The organism is uncultured Methanobrevibacter sp. (genome assembly GCF_947169325.1).
Taxonomy (GTDB): Archaea; Methanobacteriota; Methanobacteria; order Methanobacteriales; family Methanobacteriaceae; genus Methanocatella.
The window spans coordinates 1-25,666 of record NZ_CAMVPN010000020.1 but is presented as its reverse complement, the minus strand read 5'-3'; the positions used below and the strand labels follow the sequence as shown (position 1 = coordinate 25,666).

At 37.7% G+C, this 25,666-nt stretch carries 26 protein-coding genes and 2 tRNA genes; 22 read left to right on the top strand and 6 right to left on the bottom strand.

Translation table 11 applies throughout. The features are described 5' to 3' along the window. Nucleotides 1-48 precede the first annotated feature (48 nt). Nucleotides 49-1,677 carry an ABC transporter substrate-binding protein gene (locus Q0W26_RS04760; RefSeq protein WP_298522957.1) on the bottom strand — a complete coding sequence of 543 codons (1,629 nt, stop codon included), beginning with the start codon at nt 1,675-1,677 and terminating at the stop codon, nt 49-51. A gap of 408 nt (nt 1,678-2,085) precedes the next feature. Between Q0W26_RS04760 and Q0W26_RS04755 the strand changes: the two genes are divergently transcribed. Further along, a complete protein-coding gene (locus Q0W26_RS04755; protein WP_298522954.1) occupies nt 2,086-2,646 on the top strand; it encodes a GNAT family N-acetyltransferase in 561 nt (186 codons plus the stop codon). On the opposite strand, the gene Q0W26_RS04750 is transcribed toward Q0W26_RS04755, so the two are convergent. Then, the gene (locus tag Q0W26_RS04750; protein WP_298522951.1) at nt 2,641-3,348 is read right to left on the bottom strand and encodes a 4Fe-4S double cluster binding domain-containing protein; all 708 of its coding nucleotides are present in this window, start codon (nt 3,346-3,348) and stop codon (nt 2,641-2,643) included. The genes Q0W26_RS04755 and Q0W26_RS04750 overlap by 6 nt on opposite strands. Before the next feature lie 59 nt (nt 3,349-3,407). Between Q0W26_RS04750 and truA the strand changes: the two genes are divergently transcribed. The 5 genes from truA (at nt 3,408) to Q0W26_RS04725 (ending at nt 8,951) form a co-directional block, all read left to right on the top strand. Beyond that, entirely contained in the window at nt 3,408-4,280 is an 873-nt protein-coding gene (truA, locus tag Q0W26_RS04745; protein WP_298522949.1) for a tRNA pseudouridine(38-40) synthase TruA, read from the top strand. After that, entirely contained in the window at nt 4,277-5,464 is a 1,188-nt protein-coding gene (locus Q0W26_RS04740; protein ID WP_298522947.1) for an MFS transporter, read from the top strand. Before truA ends, Q0W26_RS04740 begins: the two co-directional genes overlap by 4 nt. A 67-nt stretch (nt 5,465-5,531) precedes the next feature. Beyond that, nucleotides 5,532-6,854, top strand: a complete 1,323-nt coding sequence (gene wecB / locus Q0W26_RS04735) for a non-hydrolyzing UDP-N-acetylglucosamine 2-epimerase (RefSeq protein WP_298522945.1) — start codon at nt 5,532-5,534, stop codon at nt 6,852-6,854. Continuing rightward, entirely contained in the window at nt 6,838-7,926 is a 1,089-nt protein-coding gene (locus Q0W26_RS04730; protein WP_298522943.1) for an ATP-grasp domain-containing protein, read from the top strand. The genes wecB and Q0W26_RS04730 overlap by 17 nt, the downstream gene beginning before the upstream one ends. A gap of 2 nt (nt 7,927-7,928) precedes the next feature. After that, nucleotides 7,929-8,951: a hydantoinase/oxoprolinase family protein gene (locus tag Q0W26_RS04725; RefSeq protein WP_298522976.1), complete on the top strand. Its 1,023-nt coding sequence runs from the start codon at nt 7,929-7,931 to the stop codon at nt 8,949-8,951. Here Q0W26_RS04725 and Q0W26_RS04720 read toward each other — a convergent pair. Further along, nucleotides 8,948-9,514: a CDP-2,3-bis-(O-geranylgeranyl)-sn-glycerol synthase gene (locus Q0W26_RS04720; RefSeq protein WP_298522941.1), complete on the bottom strand. Its 567-nt coding sequence runs from the start codon at nt 9,512-9,514 to the stop codon at nt 8,948-8,950. The two genes, Q0W26_RS04725 and Q0W26_RS04720, sit on opposite strands and share 4 nt — an antisense overlap. Before the next feature lie 166 nt (nt 9,515-9,680). On the opposite strand from Q0W26_RS04720, the gene tes reads away from it, so the two are divergent. The 7 genes from tes (at nt 9,681) to Q0W26_RS04685 (ending at nt 14,413) form a co-directional block, all read left to right on the top strand. Continuing rightward, nucleotides 9,681-11,186, top strand: coding sequence for a tetraether lipid synthase Tes (tes, locus tag Q0W26_RS04715; protein ID WP_298522937.1), 1,506 nt, complete (start codon nt 9,681-9,683; stop codon nt 11,184-11,186). 90 nt (nt 11,187-11,276) lie between these two features. Continuing rightward, complete coding sequence (gene hacB / locus Q0W26_RS04710) at nt 11,277-11,762, top strand: homoaconitase small subunit (protein WP_297827072.1); 486 nt, start codon at nt 11,277-11,279, stop codon at nt 11,760-11,762. A gap of 28 nt (nt 11,763-11,790) precedes the next feature. Continuing rightward, a complete protein-coding gene (locus Q0W26_RS04705) occupies nt 11,791-12,411 on the top strand; it encodes an HVO_0476 family zinc finger protein (RefSeq protein WP_297827070.1) in 621 nt (206 codons plus the stop codon). Between the two features lie 11 nt (nt 12,412-12,422). Next, the gene (locus tag Q0W26_RS04700) at nt 12,423-13,697 is read left to right on the top strand and encodes a tRNA (N(6)-L-threonylcarbamoyladenosine(37)-C(2))-methylthiotransferase (RefSeq protein WP_298522932.1); all 1,275 of its coding nucleotides are present in this window, start codon (nt 12,423-12,425) and stop codon (nt 13,695-13,697) included. Between the two features lie 206 nt (nt 13,698-13,903). Further along, the gene (locus Q0W26_RS04695; protein ID WP_042691314.1) at nt 13,904-14,104 is read left to right on the top strand and encodes a histone family protein; all 201 of its coding nucleotides are present in this window, start codon (nt 13,904-13,906) and stop codon (nt 14,102-14,104) included. A gap of 161 nt (nt 14,105-14,265) precedes the next feature. Further along, nucleotides 14,266-14,337 (top strand) — tRNA-Val (locus Q0W26_RS04690). A 3-nt stretch (nt 14,338-14,340) separates the two neighbouring features. Next, nucleotides 14,341-14,413, top strand: a tRNA-Phe gene (locus Q0W26_RS04685). Between the two features lie 91 nt (nt 14,414-14,504). Here Q0W26_RS04685 and deoC read toward each other — a convergent pair. Next, nucleotides 14,505-15,242 (bottom strand): deoxyribose-phosphate aldolase, encoded by a 738-nt coding sequence (deoC, locus tag Q0W26_RS04680; protein WP_298522929.1) that lies wholly within the window; start codon nt 15,240-15,242, stop codon nt 14,505-14,507. Between the two features lie 53 nt (nt 15,243-15,295). Next, the gene (locus tag Q0W26_RS04675) at nt 15,296-16,960 is read right to left on the bottom strand and encodes a tRNA uridine(34) 5-carboxymethylaminomethyl modification radical SAM/GNAT enzyme Elp3 (protein WP_298522926.1); all 1,665 of its coding nucleotides are present in this window, start codon (nt 16,958-16,960) and stop codon (nt 15,296-15,298) included. 100 nt (nt 16,961-17,060) lie between these two features. On the opposite strand from Q0W26_RS04675, the gene Q0W26_RS04670 reads away from it, so the two are divergent. Together Q0W26_RS04670 and Q0W26_RS04665 are read left to right on the top strand one after the other, a co-directional pair. Further along, nucleotides 17,061-17,345: a PRC-barrel domain-containing protein gene (locus Q0W26_RS04670; protein WP_298522924.1), complete on the top strand. Its 285-nt coding sequence runs from the start codon at nt 17,061-17,063 to the stop codon at nt 17,343-17,345. A 16-nt stretch (nt 17,346-17,361) separates the two neighbouring features. Beyond that, entirely contained in the window at nt 17,362-17,658 is a 297-nt protein-coding gene (locus tag Q0W26_RS04665) for a DUF2098 domain-containing protein (RefSeq protein ID WP_298522922.1), read from the top strand. Nucleotides 17,659-17,676: 18 nt separating this feature from the next. On the opposite strand, the gene Q0W26_RS04660 is transcribed toward Q0W26_RS04665, so the two are convergent. Further along, nucleotides 17,677-19,755: a DEAD/DEAH box helicase gene (locus Q0W26_RS04660; RefSeq protein WP_298522919.1), complete on the bottom strand. Its 2,079-nt coding sequence runs from the start codon at nt 19,753-19,755 to the stop codon at nt 17,677-17,679. Between the two features lie 126 nt (nt 19,756-19,881). On the opposite strand from Q0W26_RS04660, the gene Q0W26_RS04655 reads away from it, so the two are divergent. The 7 genes from Q0W26_RS04655 to Q0W26_RS04625 all read left to right on the top strand — a co-directional run bounded on the left by Q0W26_RS04655 (nt 19,882) and on the right by Q0W26_RS04625 (nt 25,541). Next, entirely contained in the window at nt 19,882-20,145 is a 264-nt protein-coding gene (locus Q0W26_RS04655; RefSeq protein ID WP_298522917.1) for a thioredoxin family protein, read from the top strand. 28 nt (nt 20,146-20,173) lie between these two features. After that, nucleotides 20,174-21,247 (top strand): cobalt-precorrin-5B (C(1))-methyltransferase CbiD, encoded by a 1,074-nt coding sequence (gene cbiD / locus Q0W26_RS04650; RefSeq protein ID WP_298522915.1) that lies wholly within the window; start codon nt 20,174-20,176, stop codon nt 21,245-21,247. A 230-nt stretch (nt 21,248-21,477) separates the two neighbouring features. Then, nucleotides 21,478-22,560 (top strand): glycosyltransferase family 4 protein, encoded by a 1,083-nt coding sequence (locus tag Q0W26_RS04645; protein WP_298522914.1) that lies wholly within the window; start codon nt 21,478-21,480, stop codon nt 22,558-22,560. After that, nucleotides 22,560-23,426 carry a shikimate kinase gene (locus tag Q0W26_RS04640; protein ID WP_298522912.1) on the top strand — a complete coding sequence of 289 codons (867 nt, stop codon included), beginning with the start codon at nt 22,560-22,562 and terminating at the stop codon, nt 23,424-23,426. The genes Q0W26_RS04645 and Q0W26_RS04640 overlap by 1 nt, the downstream gene beginning before the upstream one ends. Next, on the top strand, nt 23,423-24,901 hold the full coding sequence (locus tag Q0W26_RS04635; RefSeq protein ID WP_298522910.1) for a succinylglutamate desuccinylase/aspartoacylase family protein: 1,479 nt from the start codon (nt 23,423-23,425) through the stop codon (nt 24,899-24,901). Before Q0W26_RS04640 ends, Q0W26_RS04635 begins: the two co-directional genes overlap by 4 nt. 114 nt (nt 24,902-25,015) lie before the next feature. Beyond that, nucleotides 25,016-25,357: a chorismate mutase gene (locus Q0W26_RS04630; RefSeq protein ID WP_298522909.1), complete on the top strand. Its 342-nt coding sequence runs from the start codon at nt 25,016-25,018 to the stop codon at nt 25,355-25,357. Further along, nucleotides 25,344-25,541, top strand: a complete 198-nt coding sequence (locus Q0W26_RS04625) for a 30S ribosomal protein S17e (RefSeq protein WP_298522907.1) — start codon at nt 25,344-25,346, stop codon at nt 25,539-25,541. The genes Q0W26_RS04630 and Q0W26_RS04625 overlap by 14 nt, the downstream gene beginning before the upstream one ends. The last annotated feature ends 125 nt before the right edge of the window (nt 25,542-25,666 follow it).

Here is a 25,666-nt window from a genome sequence, read left to right as displayed (position 1 = left end):
GGGAAAAAGAGAGAGTTGAATAAAATAAATTCAACTCAAATATTTATTTTATTTTGTTTCGTTAAGTGAAGATACACGAGTCCAGTCATAAATGTTTCCGAATGCGTCTCCTCCGTGAGGTTGTAATTTGAAGGTATTTTCGGAAATGTCTAATGTATCATCTACGAAGTATGTGTATCTGATTTCACTAATCCATAACCATGCAGCGTCACCTTTAGGTGAAATACCGGTGCTTCCATCCCAAGAAACAGCAGACCATTCAGCATAGGATTGTTCACGTGGTTGTGACATTGCATTGTCGATGTGAGCATCTACGGCACTGTTGTTAATAAGTGCAGGGTTGTTGTATCCGATACCTGCTTGGTCACTGTAGTATTCACCCCACATTGTGATTGGATCAGTTGAACCGAATCCCCATACGATTGGGTCAGTGAATTTGATTTTATCCATTTCGTCCCAGTTGGAACCTGTAGCGTTCACTTCGATTCCAATCTCTTTGGCTTGTTCAGCAACAGCTACAGCAATTGCTTGTCTTTCGGTAGCATCAGATGCATAGTATAAGTTTATGGATGCTTTTACACCATTTTTTTCTACAATTCCATCACCGTCGGTGTCGTTCCATCCGCCAGCGCTTAAAATCTCTTTAGCTTTTGTGATGTTTCCATCTTCGATTGCAGCTTCTTTGTTGTACCATGGTAATAAGTGGGAAATACCATCGTAGTTAGGTACACCAATACCGTTCAATGCTCCTTTGGAGATATTTTCCCTACTGATTCCGTAGTTTAATGCTTCTCTTATGGATTTATCTGCAGTTATGTTGTTACCTAGTGCCACTCCATCGTCATTGGTTTTGCCGGTGTTGTTTTGAACAGGCAATGAGATACCCCTTACATCAAGAGAATCTGATAAGAATGCGTGGTATCCGTCAATGCTTTCATTTGCATAAGCTAAAGGCACTGCTGCAATATCTAATTCATGATTTTTAGCAGCATTGAATGAAGCTTCGTTTTGTTCAAAGAGAATGGTCAATTTGTCAAATTCAGGTTGTTTTCCATAGTAATCAGGGTTTTTCTCTAAGATCACTTGTTGGCCTTTGTCCCATTGCACGAATTTGAATGGTCCTGATCCGACAGGGTTTGTTCCGTAAGTTTCATTATTGTATGAGTCTGATGGCACGATACCTACATATAATAATTTGTCTGAAAATGTTGAGTCTGATTTGTTTAATTCGAATTTTACAGTTGTGTCATTGACTGCTGTTGCATTGTTCAGTGAACTTAAGTCAACAGCTTCACCGGTGGTTTTAGCTTGGTTGTATGAGAATGCCACATCTTCTGCAGTCAATGGGGTGCCGTCAGTAAATTTGACGCCGTCTCTGATGTTTACAGTATATTCTGTAAAGTTATCATTTGTTTCCCAACTGGTAGCCAAATCATTTTCATAAGTCATGTTTCTGTTCATTTTCATCAAAGTTGATTGAATTAAAGGTTCTCCACGGTCTCCCCAACCATACATTGGGTCGTAACCGGCTTCTGGTTCACCACCATGGCTAAAGGCAGCGACCACAAGTTCGTTATCTGCTCTTGCAGGTGCGCTTCCCCCATTCATTAGGAGGGCTCCACCAACAATTGCGATTATAATTACAGCAATTATTCCAATAATGTACTTTTTATCCATTATTTTTTCTCCATTTTTTATAATAGTTAATTGTTATTATTGTTTGTAATAAAAGTATTATTATAATTAATAACAATTATTTAATTTTTATTAATTATACAATATATAAAATTTTCTAAAAAAAGTATTATTTTTGGGGCTTAAATCTTTAAAAAAGTATTAATTATTACGTATTTTAAATATATTTATATAATTAGTATTACTTTCTTATTTTTGTTAAGTAGGTATGTTGAATATGAAAATAACTTCTTTTTAAAAATATTTTCATTGACTTTTATGATTACAAATGGCAAGTTTTATATATTTGCTCATACTCTATTACTATTAATGTTATTCAAAATATATTAAAAAGTATTACTTTTTGAATACTATACTTATTAAAAGTAATAATTATTTAATGGTGTGTCTATGGATGTTACTATTAAGCAGTTAACAAATAATTCTGATCAAATCAAAGAAGTGCAAGAATTCTTGTTTAAAATGATTAAAAAGGAATTTGGTTATGGATATATTCCTAAATGGCATCAGGACATCATGAAAATGGATGAATATTACATCAATCCAAAAAGGAATAATTTTTTTGTTGCTCATCTGGATGATGGGGAAATTATTGCAACTATCGGAATAAGGGCTTATGATAAAGATTTTCCCATGTTTAGGCATTTGTATTCAAACAGTACTACTTCAAGCATATGGAGGCTGTTTGTTGACGAAAGGTATAGGCGTTGTGGTCTAGCTTCCAAAATGTTTTGCATTGTAGAAAATTTTTCAAATGAAATGGGTTATGACAGCATTTATCTGCATACTCATAAGATATTGGATGGAGCTCTGAAATTTTGGATAAAAATGGGTTTTGTGGTTGTATTTGATGCCCATGATGAGCTTGAAACAGTCCATATGGATAAGGAAATTCAAAAATTAAATATCAGCAATGTTCCTAATGATTTCGGATATGCGGTTAAGTTATGACTTGCAGATATATTTTTGTGTATGAGGGCATGCAAAAATGCATTTTCCGCATATTGTGCGTGATTGGCCTAGATTTTCTTGGGAAATTTTTAAAGCATATCTTTCACATTTTTTGTCGTCATAGAATTCATTTCGCTTTAGTTTGTAATTCCATTCTTTGCCACTTATGGCTCCTCCAAAACATGCATCTCTACATTCTATGCATTTTCCACATTTTGATTTGAGTATTGGAATTCCGATATTTAAGGGGGCATCCGTCAAAACTGGGCATAATCTTAATGCAGATCCGTATTTTACTGTTGTAAACAGTGCGGATTTTCCAATCCATCCAAGTCCTGCACGTGTCGCTATAGTTTTATGGGGCAGTTCAAATGAATTGTTCTCTCCAAAATCAGCACCTAATCTTTCTCTTGTTTGGGCATAGGCTTGATATCCATTTTTCATTAAAAATTTTTCACATTTCATCGCCAGTTCATCCAGCCTCAGATTTAGACTATCATATTCTTGGGAATATGCTTTTGTAGGTGCATTTTCCATATTTCTTATTGTTTCCTTTGAATATACCATATAGAAAACAATTCCATTGTTTAGTCCATTTTTTGGGGTAAACGAGGTTATGTCTGCAAATCCAACTTCGTTTGCACAGTTTTCCAATAGATAATTTCTCAGTTCAATGGATATGTTCATAATTCGATATTTCATTTTGATTTTATTTAATTTTATGCCAAGACTTATTTTATATTGCACCAAATATTATTATAATGAAAAGAACAGCGTTAAAAATCGGATACATCGGAACTAATTTTCATGGCTTTCAAAGACAGCCAAATTTAAGGACAGTAGAGGAAGAGCTGATTTACCATCTTCGCAAATTGGACTATATTGATGATTTGAAAAAGTCAAGATTCAGAATTGCCGGAAGGACAGATGCGGGAGTCCACAGTTTAGGAAATGTGATTAGTTTCCAATCCGAAAAGGAAGTTAGGGTAAATGAAATAAATAATTCCCTGCCTGATGATATCCAGATTTTAGCCAGTGCACCTGTCAGATATGCATTCAAGCCAAGGTATGCTCAGATGAGACAATACCGTTACATGCTGTTTCAGGATTTGGACATGGATAAGCTTCAGGAATGCGCTGAAATCTTTAAGGGAACTCATAACTTCACAAATTTCACTAAACGCTTTCAAAAGACCACTACAAGAACAATTGATGATATCAAGATTACAAAAGTGGATTTGAATGACTACCACAAAAGGGAATTTCCAAATCTGCACGAAACTATTTCCCCAATTTTCATCGACATCTATGGGGAGTCCTTTTTATGGAATATGGTAAGGAAAATGATGAGGGTCTTTGTGGATGTTGCAAATGGAAAAATGGGCCTTGATGATGTTGAGAAATTATTAAACCCTGAAGAAGATGAACCGAGGGCTTACATCAAGGTAATGGGAGCTGAATATCTAATTTTGATGGATATACAGTATGATGGAATAAAATTCGCTTATGATGATTATGCCTGCGAGAGATTCAGGCGAAATCTTGTTGATTCATTAACAGATCTGCAAAAAAGGTATGCAATTCGCGAATCAATGATAAAAAGCCTGAATGATTTGCATATGGGGGAACAATGAACATTCAGGAAACTCAAAGTTCCGAAAAGATATTCACTAAATCATTCTTTTTAATATTTGGGGCATTGCTTTTCACAGCTCTTGTAATGTATGCCCTGATGTCTACAGTTACAGAATACGCCACATCAATGGGCACAACAGCAACCATTGCAGGTCTTGTTTCTGGAATATACATTTTTGGAGGGCTTTGCTCTAGAATATACTCTGGAAATGCTCTTGAAAGGATTGGGTGGAAAAGAACAGCTCTGATTTTCATGACCATTCATTTTTTAGCATGCCTTCTGTATTTTATTGTCAATGATGTTACCCTGCTTTTGATTGTAAGATTTATTCACGGTATCGGTTTTGGAGCTTCAGCCAATGCGATTGTCACAATCGCCACTGCAATTCTTCCTAAAAAACGTTTCAGTGAAGCATTTGGTTACTTTATGTTGGGAACTACAATAGCTGTTGGTTTAGGCCCTTACATCAGCGGTTTTCTATATGATGCAGTAGGGTCTGTAGGATGCTTTACGGTTGCAAGTGTCTTTTCAGCCATTGCATTGCTGTGCATGATCCTGATTGATGTAGATAATCAAAATTCTGAATCTGATGTGGAAGTTCCTGCCAAAAAAGAGGATTACAGTCTTTTTGAGAAAATTTTCGAATTCAAAGCCATTCCAGTTTCTTTTTTCACAGCTTTGACAAGCTTAGGTTATGTTTCAATCTTATCTTTTTACAGGCTTTACGCGGTTGAAGTCAATTTGACAACAGTATTTTCATGGTTTTTCATAATATATTCAATTGTTTTAATTTTATCAAGGCCTATTGCCGGTAAGATACAGGACAATGGTGGAGACAAGATAGTTTGTGTAATAGGTATTATTGCACAGACAATCGGTTTGTTTTTAATAGCCTGGATGCCCTCCGTCGTTACAGTTTTAATATGTTCTGTATGCTGCGCTTTAGGTTTCGGTACTTTGAACTCCGCCTGCACCACTATCGTTACAAGAAATACCTCTGAAAACCGCCGTCCATATGCGGTTTCAACATTCTTCATTTTCTGTGATGCGACAATGGGATTCGGTCCGGCGTTGTTGGGAAGTTTTGTTTCATCAACTACAGGTTATGCTCCGGTTTATTTCATCTCCTCATTTATAACACTGCTTGCATTGCCGGTTTGTTTGTATGCATTGAAAAAATAATTATTTAAGTTGTCAAATCTAAATATTTTTAAGTTATTTTAAATAGATATATAAATGAGTGATTATTATGAAAATAGCAACTATTTTAGGGACCCGTCCGGAAATTATCAAGATGGCTCCAATAATAGATGAAATCTCTAAAAGAGGGATAGACCAGATTGTTTTGCACACCGGTCAGCATTATGATGAGGAGATGTCCGATAATTTCTTTAGGGATTTGGAAATTCCCGCACCCGACTATAACATCCATGTCGGTTCCGGAACTCATGGAAAGCAAACCGGCTTGATGATGAAGGGTATTGAAGAAGTTCTCCTGGATGAAAAGCCTGACATCGTGCTTGTACAGGGGGATACCAATGCAGTGCTTGCAGGCGCCCTTGTGGCGTCCAAACTGCACATTGCAGTAGGTCATGTGGAATCGGGGCTCAGGTCATTTGACATGACCATGCCTGAAGAAATCAACAGGAGAGCCGCCGACGTCACATCATCAATGTATTTCATTCCAACCGAACAGTCCGCCATCAATCTGTTGGCTGAAGGGTTTTCAAGAAAGAACTTGTTCATTACAGGAAACACTGTTGTTGACGCATGTTTCAGACATTTGGAAATCGCCAAAAAAAGAGGGTTTGAAGAGGAATCCCTTGCTGAATTGGACATTGAAAATATGGAAAACATCCTGACTTTGACAATGCACAGGGCGGAAAATGTTGATGATAAGCAAAGGGTTACAAACATCATTGAAGCATTGAAGGAACTAAGCGACATGAACATCATTTTCCCGATTCATCCAAGAACCAAAAACACACTTCAAAACTTTGGTCTTTTTGATGAATTGAATAATCTGAACCATGTGCATATTATTAAGCCTTTAGGCTATCTTGATTTCCTGCAGTTGACTTCAGCTTCAACTTTGATTTTAACTGATTCAGGAGGTCTTCAGGAAGAGGCCATTACTTTAAATGTTCCTGCTTTAACATTGAGGTATAACACCGAAAGGCCGGAGACTGTAACTGCCGGTGGAAATATCCTGGTCGGTTCAGACACTGATGTAATCCTTGAAAATGCAAATAAAATCTTAAACGACAGTGAGTTTGCCGAAAAGATGAAAAAAGCTCCAAATCCATACGGTCAGGGCGATTCAGCAAAACTAACTGTGGATGCAATTGAAGATTACTACAAAAGAGGTCTTCTTGACATTAAGGCTCCTGAAGACATAATGGATTCATTTACCAGGAAGATGGCAAATGTTGATGAGGACATTACAGTTCTTGACTTCGAGAAAAAGGAAAATGCATTAATCCATATGGTGTTTGACGGAGAAAAAATGAGATACCCTGCTGATGACTTAAACTTAAACGGTATGATGGTTACTTATGATGCAAGAGAATGATTCAATTTTGGTTTTCGAATATTTCACCGCTTCAGGCGAAAAGGACAAGTGCATAATTTCAGAAGCAGAAGCATTGATATTTGCGCTTTTGGATGACCTGTCAGATTTCAATATTGATTTGGTCATCAACGAGTCTTATGGTGAAATTGTAAAAGATTATGATAATGTGGATCCGATTTTAATAGATATTGACATTGTTGATTGGTTGGTTGATAATGCTGCAAATTTCAAAAAAGCTATTTTCATATCCGCAGAAAACAACAACAACCTTTACAACATTACTAAAATCTTGGAGGAAAACAACGTAAAAATATACAATTCCTCTGCTGATGCCTGTCTGAAATCTTCAGACAAGTCTGCTTCATATGAAGAGCTTTATGGAGTCGTTCCTCAGCCAAGGACATTCCGATTCAAGATTGATCCAAAAGGATACTGGAAAAGGGCAATCGAAAATCTTCATGAGAAATGGCAGGCAGAAGATCCCCTCACTCCACTTAAGATAATCATAAAGCCATTGATGGGCGTGGACTGTGAGGATATTGTCGTCATTGAAAACATCGAAGATTTGACACTGGATTTGGATAAGATTTTTGAGCCAGGCTCAAGGGTGATTGTTCAGGAATTCATTGACGGAACAGATATAAGCGTCAGTCTGATTTCCGACGGTAAAAAGGCGATTCCGATAAGCTTGAACAGGCAGTTTATAGAACTTAAAGATGATAAGGGAACATACCTGGGGGGCAGACTGCCTTATGAAACCAAGTATAAAGATGAGGCATTTGAAATAGCTACAAAAGCTGTTGAAGCGATTGATGGCTTGAAAGGTTTCGTTGGCGTTGATCTTATTATAAATAATGATGAAAAGGATGTTTATTCAGTTTATCTTTTGGAAATCAATTCCAGATTCACAACACCTTACGTTGGCTTAAAGCAGATTTCCAGTTTAAATATCGGAAAATCAATCATTGATTTGATAGAGGGCAATGTAAGTATTGATGATATTGATATCTCTCTGGATGGTGAAGTGGAATTTAAGAAATCCGGAGACGATTTAGAGATTAGGAGAATATAATGATGAAGATAGCAGGTTTTGATATTGGTGGTGCAAACACCGATTTGGCAATAATCGACTTTGACGGTGAAGAAATAAAGAATATTGAAGTGGATTTTGCATATCTTCCAATGTGGAGCAATAATGATGATTTATCAAGGGTTCTAGTTGAATTGATTGAAAACATATGTCCTGTTTCAGAAGTTGATGCAGTAGGCATTTCAATGACTGCCGAGTTAGTTGATGCCTATGACACCAAAAAGGATGGTGTATTGGACATAGTAAAAAAATGCGGACAAACATTCGATTGTCCGGTTGCCTATGTCGGAATTGATGGAATGATGTCTGCTGAAGAGATTGAAAAGGAACCTCTTAAAGCAGCAGCAGCCAATTGGATTGCAACAGCCCAAATCGCCACATTAATATCTGATAATTGCATTTTCATTGATACCGGAAGTACAACAACTGATATCATTCCAATTAAGGATGGAAAGGAATGTGCAATAGGCAAATCAGACTTTGACAGGTCTGCTACCGGTGAATTGGTTTATACCGGAACCCTAAGGACAAATCTCGCCAGCTTTTTGGACAAAGTTGAGCTGAATGGAAAGGAATATAGGGTTGCCAGTGAACTGTTTGCACAGACTGCTGATGTCTATATGGTTTTAGGTTTGATAAATGAGGATGATTATATTTGCGATACCTTTGACGGTGAATCCAAGTCAAAAATTGATTGTGCCAAAAGGATTGCCCGTGTCGTTTGTGCAGATTTGGAGATGTTGTCCATGGATGACGTCACTGAAATGTGCAGATTCATTCATCAAAAGCAGGTTGAACAGATTGCAGATGGTCTGAAACAGGTATCACAAACCCAAAACTTGGATTTGATTGTAACCACAGGTCTGGGAAAAGACATTTTGGATAAAAAAGCAGCAGAACTATTGGGCTTAAAAGTCAAATCAATGGGTGATATCCTAACTGATGACGAGTGCACTGTCGCGCCGGCCGTTGGAACTGCCGTAATGATGAACAGATATATCAATTAGTACCACACGTCTTTTATTCCAAGCAAGTAAGCTCCGGTATTTGTTGCCAAATGGAATATTAATGTCAATATAATAGCTATTATGACCAGTTGCCAATTTAATTTTACAGCGAATGAAACCAGAATCAATGCAACGATTATGAAGTCCAACTGATCAAGAATCGGTGCAGGTTTTCCCCTTCCGATTCCAAGTCTTCTTTTTAAAAAGCTTCCTATTGCATCCCCTAAAAGAGCACCGAAGCCAAGTAAAAACCCTATTAGGATTCCGCTAGTCAATGTAGTTGAAATGGGTACTATTGCTGATGGTCCAAATGTCTGGATTATTGCCGGACCGATTAGGCCCTGAACAGCACCGGTTATTGTTCCGATGATTGTTCCTGCAACAAATCCTCTCCAGGTAACGCCGTCTCCAATCCATCGAACCCCGTTCTTATCTGACTTTCCAAAATCAACAGGTGTTCCTCCACCAAAAACAAGTCCGGACCCATTTGAAAAATATGCTGGAAGTATGAAATACAGCGTCAGTAGGCATGTAAACAGAAACATTTGAAAATCAACAGTCATTAATTTTTCTCCAATTCTAATTTATTTATTATATTTTAATGCTAAGATTAATATAATTTTTGTGGACATTATTAATTAAATTTAAATATTACATTAATTTAAATATATAATATTATGTAATATCAATACTAGTAATAACCTAGTGTTGTTAGTAAAGGTGATTTTTTTGAAAATAAAAGGTACAAAAAGTTTATGCCCTGAGTGCGGTAAACCAGTTGATGCCGAGGTTTTTGATAGGGACGGCAAAGTTTTTATCAAAAAAACTTGTGATGAGCATGGTGAGTTTGTCAACACTTATTGGAGTGATGATAACTTATATAATAAGGTAAGCAGATACACTCCTTCCATTACTCATGTCGAAAACCCTTGTGTTGAAGATACTGGGGCTTGTCCAAGTAATTGTGGGTTATGTTCAAAACATGAAACTTCCACAGTATTGGGATTAATTGACGTTACCAACAGGTGTAATTTGAAATGTCCAGTTTGTTTTGCAAATGCTGCTGCGGCAGGATACTTGTATGAACCTACTCAGGATGAAATAAGGCAAATGCTTAGAAATTTAAGGAACTTAAAACCTAATCCATGTCCGGCCATTCAATATGCAGGCGGAGAGCCTACTGTCAGAAAAGACATTGTTGAACTCATTGAAATGGCAAAAGAGGAAGGTTTCACTCACGTTCAAATAGCTACTAATGGTATTAGATTGGCTAAAAGGAAAGGTCTGGCTAAAAAATTAAAGGACGCTGGTTTGAATACTGTTTATCTTTCTTTTGAAGGTGTTACTTCAGAACCTTACATTAAAAATAAGGGCAGAGACTTGCTTCCGGATAAACTTCAAGCTATTGAAAACTGTAAAGAAGCAGGTTTGGGTGTTGTATTGGTTCCTACATTGGTTAAAGGTGTCAACGACAACCAAGTCGGCGAAATCATCAAGTTCGCTTTCGACAACAATGACATCATTTACGGTGTTAATTTCCAGCCGGTTTCATTTTCAGGAAGAACTCCTTCCGACCATGTAGAGGATCAGAGGATTACTATTCCTGATTTTGTTAAAATAATTGAAGACGAAACTGACGGTCAGGTTCCTGTAAGCGCATTTTATCCGCCTTCTTTTGTTGAACCGATTGCAGAATTCATTTCATTGTTGGACGGCGAAGAATCTGCCAAAGTAACATTAAACTGTCATGAACATTGTGGAATTGCAACTTACGTATTCAGAGAAAAGACTGAAGGCGATGGAAAAGATAAGTTAATCCCGATTACAGAGTTTATTGATGTTGATGATTTATGTGATAAATTAAGTGAATACAATGAAAAACTTAAAAAAGGCAAGTTTGGTTCTCGCAAGAGAGTTTTAGCAGGTTTGACTGGAAATCTGGCTAAAATGATTCATACCAGCAAATCTCCTAAAGATTTGGATATTACAAAGATATTATATAATGTATTTGCCAAAGGGGACTATGAGGCATTGGGAGACTTTTCCAAAGATGCAATGCTTATTTCATGTATGCACTTTATGGATCCGTTCAATTTCGATGAGGACAGGGTCAAAAAATGTGTTATTCATTATGCAACACCTGATGGCAGAATCATACCGTTCTGTACCATGAATTCAATATATCGTGAAGCCGTTGAAAGAGAATTTTCCGTACCTTTCAAAGGTAAAAACTAAAAATTTATCAAAAATCACCTGAAACTTATTTTGTATTTGGGTTTCCCAAATACTTCATTTTTTTTATCAATCAGTCTTATAGTGATATAAATGAATATTATCAAAGGAAAAACATGGACTTTCGGAGAAAATATTGACACTGACGTAATCATTCCTGGAAGATATCTGAGAACATTCAATCCTCAGGATTTGGCCGACCATGTTCTTGAAGGGGAAAGGCCGGATTTCACTAAAAATGTACAGAAAGGAGACATTATTGTAGCCGATGAAAACTTTGGCTGCGGATCATCAAGGGAACAGGCGCCAGTAGCTATCAAAACAGCCGGTGTGGATGCAATCATTGCAAAATCATTTGCAAGAATATTCTATAGGAATGCAATAAACATCGGATTGCCTGTCATCGTTTCAGACATTGAAGCCAAAGACGGGGACATTATCAACATTGATTTGGCTAAAGGAACACTGGTCAATGAAACCACTGGTGAAGCCACTACATTTGAACCATTCAAGGAGTTCATGTTAGAGATATTGGAAGACGGCGGTTTAGTAAACCATTATTTAACTAATCAGGAATAATTTTTATTTTATTATGGAGGCATGAAAGATGGAATGTCCTATTTGCGGTTCTGATGACATTGAAATTTTGAATTCAAAACAGAAGACATCTAAGAAAAAATTCATGGAAGAGTACTTATTGAAATGCGAAGATTGCGGTCATGTTTTCAAGGACATATTTTCCGCAAAAAAACCGAAATCATACAGATTAATTATTTCAGAACAGGATAAATCTCATAAAACAACAATCGATTTATCTCCAAGCGATGAATTGAAAGTTGGAGACAATTTACTTTCAGATTTGGGTCAGGTAGAAGTGACAAGCATAGAAGTAAATGACAAAAGGGTAAACAAATCAAAAATTGAAGACATCGATACCATTTGGGCATCTTCTGTAGAAATCCCTGCACGTATAGGATTTTCTGTGGATTTGCATGGTGAAGTCGATTCATACAAACTTGATTTGGACAGGGATTTTGAAATCGCTCCCGGTGATGTCGTAAAAATAGATAAGCATATCGTTAAGGTCCATGTCATCAAGACCCAGGAAAGAAAGCTCACTTCAGGATTTGCCAAAGCTGGAGTAATCAAAAGGGTTTATTCAAAACCAGTCAAATTCAATAATTATGATTATGACTTGACCAAAGACATTTTTAAGAAAACTTCTTAGGGAAAAATACTATGAAAGTATACATTGAAACTTACGGCTGCACATTCAACAAGGCGGATTCACAGATTATGGCTGGTGTGCTTCAGGAAAATGAAATAGATATAGTTGATTCAATCGATGAAGCCGACATAATCATTGTAAATACCTGCTATGTTAAGCTGCCTACTGAAAACAAGGTTGTTTACAGAATTCAAAAGCTCCAGGAGAAGTTTCCGGACAAGAAGATTGTAATCAGCGGATGCATGGTTGAAATAGATTCTGAGAAATTGGAGGAGATAGGTCCTAATTGTTCATGGATAGGTCCTCATCAGTTAAACAAGTCTGCCGATGTTGTCAGCAGGACTTATTGCGGGGATATTGTTCGTGAATCAGGATTTACAAAAGAAAGTAAAGTATGCGTTCCAAAGGCTGCAGATGATGGGTGCATCCATATCATTCAAATCTGCGAAGGCTGTTTGGGAGCCTGCACATTCTGCTGCACCCGTTTTGCAAGAGGTCCTTTGAACAGTTATCCAATTGAGGATATTGTTGCAGAAGCCAAGGAAGCTATTGAAAATGGCGCATGTGAAATTCAGCTTACCGCACAGGACACCGCCGCCTTTGGCCGTGACAGTGGCGAGAAGCTATCTGATTTAATAAAAGAAGTGGCTAATCTGGAAGGAGATTTTCGTGTTCGTGTAGGAATGATGCATCCTAAAAACATTTTAAACAATGTTGATGAAATAATCGATGCAGTCAAACATCCTAAGGTATATAATTTCATTCATTTGCCGGTACAGTCAGGCAGTGACAAGGTGCTGTCTGAAATGAGAAGAGGCCACACAATCGAACAGTATATGGATATCCTCTCAAAGTTTAAAAATGAAATTCCCGATTTGACTTTGGCCGTGGACATTATTGTTGGTTATCCTACTGAAACCGATGATGATTTCGACTTGACAGTCAAATTTCTTGAAACTGCAAAGCCAAGTCTGATTCATCTGTCTAAATATCAGCACAGGAAAGGTGCAATTTCATCATCACTTCCGGAAATTCCGCATGAAATCATGAAAAGCAGATCTAAATTTTTATCTGAAATTAAATCAAAAATAACTGAAGAAGAAAACAGGGAATTGGTAGGTTCCTATCAAAATGTCCTGGTTATCGAAAAAGGTTCCAAAGGCGGATTTATTGGAAAGACAGATTCATATATTCCAGTGATTGTTGATGATGCTGAGTTAGGAACTTTTGTTAGGGTAAAAATTACAGAAGCAACTGCCACTTATCTTAAAAGCGATTTAGCATAGAAAAATTTTTTTTATTTTTAATTCTTCTTATTTTCATATTTTTACCTATTTTTTATTCCTTAATTATTTGTAATATCTATATTATTTACTCATTTTCAAAAGCATATTAGGACACGCCCACTACTAAAATATGGGGGTATATTATGGGGTTTTTACCGATACCTTTATATACTATTGTTTACTATCTTTTAATTGGAGGTGTCATTATGAGTGAATTACCAATCGCACCAGTCGGTCGTATCTTAAAAAATGCTGGCGCACAAAGAATTAGTGACGATGCAAAAATTGCATTAGCTGAAGCATTAGAAGAAAAAGGTGACGAAATCGCACAAAAAGCTGTTAATTTCGCACGCCACGCTGGTAGAAAAACTGTAAAAGCTGAAGATATCAAATTAGCAATCAAATAGATTTTCTAATTAGTTATTTTCAAAAAAAAGCTTTATATAATAAAATCTATTGGCCATTTTTCTTGGTCAATTTTTTTTATTTTTTAAAATCTTATTTTTTGTTGCCTGTCCTATTCGGTAAATTTATATATCACTTTTGATAAATTATTGTATGTTGTATAGGACCGGTGGTCTAGGGGTATGATTCCTCTTTGACGTGGAGGAGATCACGAGTTCGAATCTCGTTCGGTCCATATGCCATGTTAGTTCAGATGGGAGAACGCTAGACTGAAGATCTAGATGTCGCTGGTTCAAGTCCGGCACATGGCATTCCTTTTTACTTATTTTTCATTATTTTTATCAATATTTTATTTAAAAACTAGTTTTTGTGGTGTTTTTTGATTAAATGGAATTGATCCATCTAATCCTTTTTGGTTAGGGTAATCGGTTTTGGTGTTACCCTGGTGTTTTCTCTAAGGTCTTTGTATCTTTTCACGATTTCATAACCCATGTCACTTGCGATTTTATCAGCTCCACCTGTTAAAATTTGGTTGGCTGTTTTATAATCGTTAATTCCGCCGTTGATTTCTATTTTTATTTTTGGAGCGTGTTTTTGGAAGATGTTAATGTCATTTACATTTTCGAATATGTGGTTAGGTGTTACGAAACCTGTTGCGGTCTTGACATATTCCGCTCCTGACTTTTCAGCAGCTTTTGAGGCATTCGCCTTTTGGTAATCTTCAAGGGCTTTGGTTTCAACAATGACTTTCAGGGTCTTGTCTCCCATTGCGTTTTTGATTTGGCTTATTTCGCTTTCAATCAGGTCATATTTTTCATCTTGGATGTGGCTTAGGTTCATCACTACATCGATTTCGTCGGCTCCGCTTTCAATAAGTGCTTTGGTTTCTGCAACTTTGCTTTCGGTGGATTCAAATCCTAATGGAAATCCTACAACACTTCCAACTTTAATGTCGGTATCTGCTAGAATTTCTTTTGCCAGTCCAACATAGGTTGGAGAGATTATCACTGAATTGAAATTCAATTCTTTTGCCTTTTTGAGAAATTCTTTCATTTCTTCTTCAGTGATCATGTTGTTTAAATTAGTATAGTTGATGTAACTTGCTAATTCCTTTGAATTTTTGATATTGTATATTACCATATTACCACTCTCTTAATTAGTTAGTATTTATACGAACATCTATTTAAATATTTTCATGATAATTTTTTCATCATGTAGGGGCCAACCTTTTCATATCCGAATTTGCGATAATAGTTTCGAGATCCGATTCCGCTAATAATGGCTACCTGATCATATCCGTTGTCAATGGACAAGCTTTCAGCTTCCCTTAAAAGCCTTTCACCAAATCCTGTGTGCTGACCGATTTTCGGATTTTTATCTCCAATCTTTATCATGTTTCCATAAACATGTAATTCCCTTACAAGTGATGTCCTATCCGTAATCTCCTCTCTAAAACGATTTTCGGATGGAAAACGCAGTCTTAAAAATCCTGCAATGCTCTCTTCATTGATGTCTTCAATGGACAGAAAGTGTTCCTGACCCTCGCATGCGGTGTAAGTTTCTCTGAAAAGTTCGAATTCGTCCAGAGAATATGGCCTTGAGGTCTTCTTGTGACCTATTTCACGGCACCTGATGCATTGGCAGCTTATGTGTCTTTCATCCAGCCTGTTGTAGACAAGCTCTCCCAAATTGGATTTCTTGACTCCGGCTTCGATAAGCGTTGACGGAATGTCCCTTTGTATCCTCATTGTCCTTACCCATTTCGGAAGAATCTCCTTGACTTTGACAATCAGTTCAACGGCTTCATCATCGCTGTAGGGAGCATATTCTCCAGCTTCCCACAGGTCATAGAGTTCGCTTCCCTTGGTTACGAGGCATGGATAGATTTTAAGCATGTCCGGTTTGAAGCTGTCGTCTGAAAACAGCTGCTTGAACATTTTCAGGTCCTGCTTTTCGTCTGAAAACAGTCCGGGCATCATGTGCATCGCTACCTTGACGGCTGAATCCCTTAAAAGCTGATTTGCTTCAATGACGTCGGCTATTGTGTGGCCTCTTTTGATTTTTTTATACAGCTCATCTGATAATGTCTGCACGCCAAGCTCGACTCTTGTGACTCCAAAATCAAGCATTCTGTTGATATGCTCCTTTTTGCAGTAGTCTGGACGTGTTTCAAAAGTCATTCCAACGCATCTCACCTTGGAGTTTTCATTTGCCTTTTGAACATCGTCAATTAAGACGTAGTCGTTAGGAGGATATGTCTTCAAAACGCCCTTCTCAAATCCCCTGATTTCATCATAGTCAAGATTGTATTCATAGTTTGTCGGTTTGTTTTCAATAATCAGTCCGAAATCTGTCATTGCCTTCAGGCATTGTGACACGAACCATTCCTGATAGCACAAATCCCTTGAAGGGAATGTTCCTCCCATGATAATCAGTTCCACCTTGTCGATTGGGTGGCCGATTTTTTTAAGCTGCTTCAGTCTGTTGAAGCATTGTACATATGGGTGAAACTCATACATTCTTCCTCTAAGCGCTGCAGGCTCCTCTCCGGTATAGCTTGGAGGGGCAATGTCGCTTTCAGGACAGTAGAAGCATCTTCCATGAGGGCACTTGTGGGGATGGCACATTACCGCAACGATTGCAACGCCTGACATTGTCCTTGTCGGCTTCTTTTTAAGAATCGCTGAGACGGTCTCCTTTTCCTCGGGCTTTGCAAACTCAAGAATATCAGCATTGCTCATGAATCTTGACAATTTCAAATCACGGCAAAGCTGTCTTTTTTCAACTTCAAGTTCACGCCGAGTAGATATTTTCCCGTTGAGTATGTCCTCAATGATTTTTCGACATGCTTTTTCCATTTTCTCATCCCCAGTAATTAACAGTTAATGTTTTATTATTGAATTTATTTAAATAGTTGTTTTTCAATATATTATATTATAATTATTTGAAGGTGAAATTATGAAAATCAAAGAATTTTTAGGTTCTACCGTTTTAGATAAAAATGCATATGAAGTAGGTAAAGTAGCTGACATAGATTTCAACAAAGAAACTGGTCAAATCGAAAAAATCACATTAACTTTACAAAAAAACATCTTCTCTAGAGACGAACTCGAAATCGACTTTGAAGACATTGCTACTATTGGAGCATATATCATTTTAAACAAAGAACTTCCAAAAGCAGAAGATGCAGAAAAAGAAACTGTTGAAGCTACTATTGAAGTTGAAGACGACGAAGAAGAATAAACATAAAGGTAATAATATGGCTTTTGATGCAAGAGATAAAGAGATTGCTCTTGACTCACATGTCAGATATGTCGATACAGGAACAATCGGCAAGGTCATTGACATCAAAACTCAGGACGGTTCCGATTGGGTTAAAATCGACAAAACAAACTTATGGTATCGCTCAAAGCTGGTTGAATTGCTCGATGAAAAAGACTTGAAGAAAAGCTATGATTCAGGCAATGACGAACTGGACATTGAAGCGTTAAAAGAAAAAGCAGAAAAACTTGAAAACATGCAGATGGATTCAAGTGTTGCAGAAGGAGGAGGTTAATCCTACCTTCATTTTTTTTTAATTATTTACAAACAGCTTGATTTTTTCAGCAAGTTTAGGACCTATTCCCTCAATTTGCTGCAGCTCTTTTTCAGAAACTCCACTCAAATCATTGCCGAATATCTGAACGACATTCCTTGCCCGTTTTCTTCCGAGACGTTTTACGCCGACGACCAGTGGAATGATGTCATCCTTGACGCCGTAGTAGAGTCTTGCGGACAATATGTCAAAGTCTTTGAGGTTGGAGTAGTTTCCCAAAACCTCTGATGTGTTTTTGGCGAATCTAACCAGGCGTGAGGCTTCATATGCTGATCTTCTTGTTGATGCGGAATAGACGTTGTACCTGTTTTCAATCTCATATTCGCTTCTCTCATTAATCCATTCAATAAGGGACACTGTAGTCGCCTCAGGATTTCCGATGTCGACTGCAAAGAGGCCCACCTCAGAGAGCTTGTCACGAACAGGATCCTTGGATTTTCTTCCCTTAAATGAGATTAGCGGCAGGTCTGGAGTCTCGGACAATGCGTAGATGAACTCTTCCTCGTTCATTTCGCTCATTGTTGAAATGTATTCCTTGAGCTTGACTGCTGTCTCGACGCTGTAGTTGGACCTTGCTATCAGATTTCCGAATTCTGTTGTCTTAAGACCTTCAGGAGTTGCCCTTATGATTCCGTTTTGAAGCAGGAATGACAATGCGTTTTCCAGTTCAAATTTTAGGCTTTCTTTAGCAAACAGGGACATTGAAGGATTGTTGTTCATTTGATATCCGTATAATGTCTTTTCAAAAAAGTCAGTCAGCTCGTCAAGGTCTTTTGAAAGTGTTGAAGCAATCTGGGCAATTATCTGTCTGTAGACTGCATCCTTGTTGTCGACCAGTTTGGAGTTTGTCAGTTCGATTTCCCCATTGACATAGTAGTCTTCCAGGTTCATTGCCTCATCCATTGTCTTTGCGACAAGATATGAGTATCCAATATCATCATATTGCGGCCTTCCCGCTCTTCCTGACATCTGCTCATAATCGAAAACCGGTATTGGTTGAGGGCCGTTGCTTGTCCAGCGGGTATGGTCTCTGATGATTACTGTTTTTGAAGGCAAATTGACTCCATACATCAGACTTGGTGTTGCTGTAATCATCAAAATGTTTCCTTTTCTGAATTCGTCTTCAATTATTTCCTTCTGCTCGTTGAAGAGTCCTGCATGGTGGAACGCAACACCCTTTTCTGCGACTTCAGCAAGCTTAAGGCAGGTGGTGGTCGGAAGGGAGCCTTTCTTTTTTGGAACCTCAAGTAGCTTTTCTGCCACTTCCTTGAACTTTTCCCTTTGCTTGACGTTGATTTTCTTGCTGATTTTTCCTGAAACGTAGGTTGCAAGACTTTCCGTAAATCTTCTGGTTGATACAAATGACAACGCCTGGGACTTGTCCTTGATTGCCTTTTCAATCACTTTTACAATGACATCGTTCTTGTTTTTAGTATTGAACATTTCGGCATCCAGCACTTCCTTGTGGAGAGGCACCGGACGGTAGTCATGTTCTACGCAGGTTCCTTCAAGCCATCCCTCGATTTCCTCAATGTTTCTTAAGGTTGCTGAAAGGGCAATTATTCTCATGCTCGGATTAATAATTTTAGCCCGTGTAATTGCTGCTTCAAGTGTAGGTCCTCTTGTGTATTCTCCAATCATGTGGAACTCATCGATGATTAGGGTGTCCACGTCACGCAGGTTATCCCATGAAAATCTTGTAAGGGCGTCAAATGACTCAAAGACCATAACTGACAAATCAGCACTTGACGGGTGTTTGCCGACATTGATTCCATGATCTTCAAAAGCTTTGAATTCTTTTACCTTTTCGTTTTGTATGGAAAGAAGAGGTGCCGCATAAACCGCTTTTCCACCATTGAGAATTGTTTTGAGTGCAGGCAATACTCCCAGAACTGTTTTTCCACTTGCAGTTGGAATGCAGATTATGTAATTTGAGCTGTCATCCAAATATCCTGATTCGATTACGGCTTTCTGTGCAGGATTGAACTCTTTAATATAAGGATAGGCACTGTTAATTATTGTTTTAATTTCATTCGGTAAATTTTCCATTTTAATCATTTAAATTTTATTTTTTTAATATATAATAAATATTTGCAGAGAGCATTTGAAAGGTATTATGGGTGGTAACAATTATATATAACGAATAATAAAATAGATTTAAATCAAATTAATGGAGATTTTATAATGGCAATTAAAGTAGAAGTATTTTCAACCAACAGTTGTCCACATTGCCCAGCAGCAATTGAAGCTGCACAAGTTGCTAAAGATGAATTGGGCGATGCAATTGACGTAGAAATTATAAAAATCGATGAAAGTGCTGAAAACAGACAAAGAGCAATCGATTATCAAATCATGGCTGTTCCTACCATTATGATTGATGGTGAATTAGGATTCTTGGGAGCACCAATGGAAGGCGAACTTTTAGACAAACTTAAATCTATGATTTAGATTTAATCCTCTTTTCTTTTTTTTTAAAATGACTGATGAAAATTATACAGGGGTTACGACAGGCACTGTTGCCACAGCATGTTCCCTTGCTGCATTGGATGCAATATTGGATTCTCCAGACATTGCATGCGTTAAGGTTGACACTCCCAAAAAGACATTGGACATTATCATTGACGAGTGCAAAAAATTATCTTCTTTTAAAGCGCAGGCTACAGCTCACAAAAACCCTTACAACGACCCGGACGTTACAGTCAACCTGGATATCATCTCTACTGTGGAACTTTTGGATAAAACCAATGAGGAGTCTAATGTGATAATTACCGGGGGTTTGGGTGTCGGAAAGATTACAAAACCTGGGCTTCAGATTCCAATAGGAGATTATGCAATCAATCCCGGACCTCGAAGGATGATTGTGAAAAATCTTGAGGACAAGATTCCGGAAGGCAAGGTTGCCAAAGTCACCATATCCATTCCTGAAGGGGTTGAGATTGCAAGAAAGACAATGAATCCCAAACTGGGCATTGTCGGAGGGATATCTGTGCTTGGAACAACCGGAATTGCAAGGTCAATGTCAAGTGACGCATACAAGAATTCCATAGTAACGCAGATTGATGTTGCAATCGCTTCAGGCATAGACGATTTGGTTTTTGTTCCAGGAAACATCGGTGAAAAACTGGCCCTTAAAAAATTAGATGTCACTAAAGAGCAGATCATTCAGACAGGTAACTTTGTAGGTTTCATGTTTGAGGAAGCCGAAAAGAGAGGAATCACCAAATTCACCTATTTCGGTCATATGGGCAAGTTAATAAAGGTTGCAGGCGGAATATTTGACACAAAACACGCCGTTGCTGATGGTAGGCGTGAAATAATGGTGGCGCATGCTGCAATATGTGGTGCCGACACAGATAATCTGCAAAGGCTATTTGACTCCAAGACAACAGATGACATGATGGATATCCTGGATGAGATGAACCTGTCAGTCGAGGTTTCAAACAGCATTGCCTCAGCAATCCATGAAAGATGCATGCAACGCTTTGATTTGGATTTGAACGTGATTCTGGTTGATATGGAAGGTAACTATCTTAACGATAACTTCCAATGAACATTTTCTTTTTTTGTTGAAATATCCAATTATCTAATGTTAATGTCGTATTGTTTTAATTGAAAGTGGCTTTTTTCCTTTCAGTTTAATTGTTGGGTTTTCACATTACCATTGATGGTTTTAAATATTGTATTTACTTTTTAAATTGGCATATATATGAGGGTGTCAATTCGTATATTATTTAAACGATAACTTCACTAAAATAATAGTATAATTAGTGGAGTTAATTTATGAAAATAGCTATGGTTGGTCAATTTCCGCCACATGTCGGTGGAGTAGGTGTTCATATACACACCTTATCAAAGGAACTTGTAAAGCAGGGCCATGAGGTTTATGTGATTACATATCCCCATAAGAATATCCGGGATATCGATGGGATTCATGTAATTGGAACCAAGGGGCTCAACATTCCTGGTGTAAGGGGTTTGATGTTTAAGAAGAATGCCAAAAAGGCATTGGAAAATCTTCTGGAAAAGGAGGACATAGACATCATTCACGGCCACTACCTCTTTCCGGCAGGAGCCGCTGCCGTTGAAGTGGGAAATGAGCATAATATAAAGACATATGTCACTGCCCACGGCTCAGACATGTTTGAAGTTTATAAAAAACAACCGATAATGCGTTCCACTATTAAAAATGTATTGAAAAGAGCAGATCGTGTTCTTGCTGTAAGTAATGCCTTAAGGCACGAAATCATTGCCACTGGTGTTGAGGGAATATCAAACAAAACCGAGATTTGTTGGAATTCAGTTGACATCAATAAGTTTTCTTCCAAGGAGAACAACTCATTTAAGGAGGAAAACAGATTAACCGACAAGCCTATTGTTCTTTTTGTGGGAAATCTCATCAAAAGGAAAAATGTCGAATCATTAATTGAAGCCAAAAAGGTCGCAAACAGTGATTATTATCTGGTGATTGTCGGAGACGGGCCTCTGTTTAAAAAACTCAACAAGAAGGTTGAGGATGAAAATGTCCGTGACGTGATTTTCACTGGCTCTCGAAACGATGTGGAAAACATCATTCCGAGCTGTGATGTTTTAATCCTTCCGTCATTTTCTGAAAGTTTCGGTCTGGTTTTGATTGAGGCTTTGGCATGTGGCAAACCTGTAATCGGCAGTAATGTAGGTGGAATAACCGAAATCATCACTGATGATGTTGGTTTGCTGGTGAATCCCGAAAAGATTTCTTCAATCGCAAGTGCAATCGATAATGTGATTAACGACGAGGAATACCGGGCGGCATTGTCATTGAATGCCCGCATCAGAGCAAAAAGCTTTTCTGAAGTTAACATTCCATATGATGAGGTAAAATAATGAAAAAGACTGTAAGATCTCCTGGTTCTGCAACAATCATAAATGCCATTGCAACAGGTTTCGGCTCAGCATTCGGAATAGGCCTTGACATCAAATGCGAGGCGAAATCCATCGAAAGTTCAATTGCATGTTCAAATGACGTTGGAGCGGACACTCATCTGATGGAGTTGTGCGCCAAAAGGGTATTCAGTCATTATGACATTGACGATGGAGAGTTTGGAGTTGATTTGAAAACAGAATCAAGCCTGCCTATGGCATCCGGCCTTTCAAGCAGCAGCGCTTCATCCAATGCAATCGTCAAGGCCACAGCAGAAATCATCGCTGAGGAGTTTGACATGAAGCCCCTTGATGATTTGCAAGTAGTTAATATGGCAATCGATGCATCCCTTGAAGCAGGAGTTACGATTACAGGATCATTCGATGATGCAACTGCATCCTATTTTGGAGGAGTTGTAGTAACAGACAACAAGAATAGGGAGTTTATAATAAAGGAGAAAATGCAAGATTATCCAATTTTAGTTTACATGCCTAACTTTTACTCAAAATCCGGAGATTCAAATCCTGAAAGAATGAAAGTGTTGGCACCACTGGTGGAAACAGCATTCGGCTTTGCAAAAAACAGGGATTACATCAAGGCCCTTAATCTAAACGGGCTGATTTATTCCGCAACATTGGGATTTGATTCTGCAATTGCCGTGGATGCCCTTCAGGCAGGAGCCGTCGCTTCAGGACTGTCAGGAACAGGGTCTTCATTTGTGGCAATTGTCAGCGAAGAGTCAATTGATGATGTCAGGGAAGCCTGGAGTAAATATGAAGGCAGTGTCATTGAAACAGAAGTTGATAACAAAGGTTGTGTGTTGATATGAAACGATTATTGTTTTTAATGCTAATCCTATTCATCAGTATTTCTGCCGTTTCAGCTGCAGACAATTTCACTGATGACATAATGGGCGATGGGGATAATACCACATTGCCTGATGACGCAAATGTCAATGTGGATGACAGCTCATCACGGACAAACGGGTCTGGTGAGGATGAAGGGTCATCTGATGTTAATGAATCTGGAGAAAATGAAGGTTCTTCGGATGTGGAAAACGATACGAATGTAGTTGAAGAAGATGTGGTCGTATCAATCAAAGCAAAAGATTTCGTTTGGTACTATAAGGGAAATCCGGTGTATAACTTTACAGTGGTCAACTCCAACGGAACTGGTGTTGAAGGTCAAAACGTTAAGGTGACATTGAACAAGAAGCATTACTCTTTAAACAGTGATGAGAATGGAATGTGCTTTTTGCCGATTAATCTGAATGCGGGAACATATAAAGTAACTCTTGAGTGCAAAAACTCTTCAGCAACAAAAAGCATCAAGCTGTTTTCATCAAGGGTAACAAATTCAAAGGACATCACTTCAACTTATGGAACCAAAGCCAAATATCAGGTAAGGGTTCTTGACAATGCCGGAAATCCAATTTCAGGCACTAAAGTAACTTTTACAATCAATAAAAAGTCATGGACAAGAACAACCAGCAAAACCGGTTACGCTACAATATATTTCAATCACGCTTCCGGAAAATACACAATCAAATACTCCACAAACGGATTCACCGGAAAGAGCAAATATACTGTAAACAATTTCATTTCCTTGAAGATATTGGAGTGGGGATTGAAAGGAGATGTGAGCAAGGCGCCGCTAATCAAGAAGAACATGCCGAACAACCCATGGGTTAAAAAGGCAGTTGCAGCAACCAAAAAGGGACTTCCTCTCCTGACCATCAAAGGCGGCAAGGGCAAAGTCGTCTTCATGACTGCAGGGGTTCACGGAAATGAGCTCAACTCACAGGTAGCTGCAATGAAGATGATAAAGTACCTGACTACCCATCCGATTAAAGGAACAGTTTATATGGTTCCGTTCGTCAATGTCAAGGCAATCAGTCAGAAAGTGAGATTGACAGAATACGATTTCAACAGGGTAGCCCACAGGTCAGGCACAGTCTCAAACAAGCTGGTCAAGCTCATTGTCAAATCCAAATGCGATGCCTATGGTGATTTCCACACTACAGTAAGCCCTGGAGTTCCGGGCATAAACGTTGTTTTAGGATACACTTCACCTTCCAAATGCGTTCCACTTACCAAATACATCGCTAAAAATGCCGGTGTTAATAAGATTTTCTATTATCCAGGCGAAAAGTACAGATGGTCTTTAGCCGATTGGGTAAACGATAGGGGAACACCTGCGGTAATCTGTGAGGTAATAAGTCCTGTAAATGTGGTGTCAGCCAAGGCAACCAACCTGTCATACAAGGAAATGACCGCATTTTTAAATTACAATAAGATACTTTGAATAAAAAATTCATATTTTTTATTCTAACTTTTTTTTTAAGATTCAAACATATAGTTTATATACTAGGATTGCAATAAATTATATTATTATCATTATTATCAATTTGGTGATTTTTTGGAAGGAAATTATGAAATGAAAAGTTTTAAAAATAAGCAGGAAGCTGAAGAACTTCTGAAAAAGTCACGAGATCGCATTGATGAAATTGATAATGAATTATTTGATCTGATTTACCAAAGAACATCTTTAGCAAAGGACATTGCACTTTCTAAGGAATATCTTGACATGCCTATCTTCGATAAGAGCAGGGAAGATATAGTTCACAAAAAAATAGATGATCTTTGCACAGACTTAGGTCTTGATAATGAGATAATTGATCAAATAGTAGACATGCTAACTATTTTAAATAAGAATGAGCAGGAAAAAATTTTAAGGAGGAATGTTGATGGGCAATATTAGAACTTCATTTGTTAAACGTTTAGCAAAAGAACTTGTAGAAACTCACAAAGGTGTTTTCACTACTGATTTTGAAGAAAACAAAAAATTAGTACAAGAATATTCTACTGTAAGTACTAAACATTTAAGAAATAAAATTGCAGGATATGTTACAAGGCTTGTAAGGTTAGAACAAACCAGAGATTAAGCTTTTTACATATTTTTTTTACCACTTTTTTTTATTATAATTTTTAATTTGTTTTGAAAATTTTCTGTTTTTGGGACTGTCCACTAATTAGTATTTTGTTTTAATATCGATGTACATGGGAAATG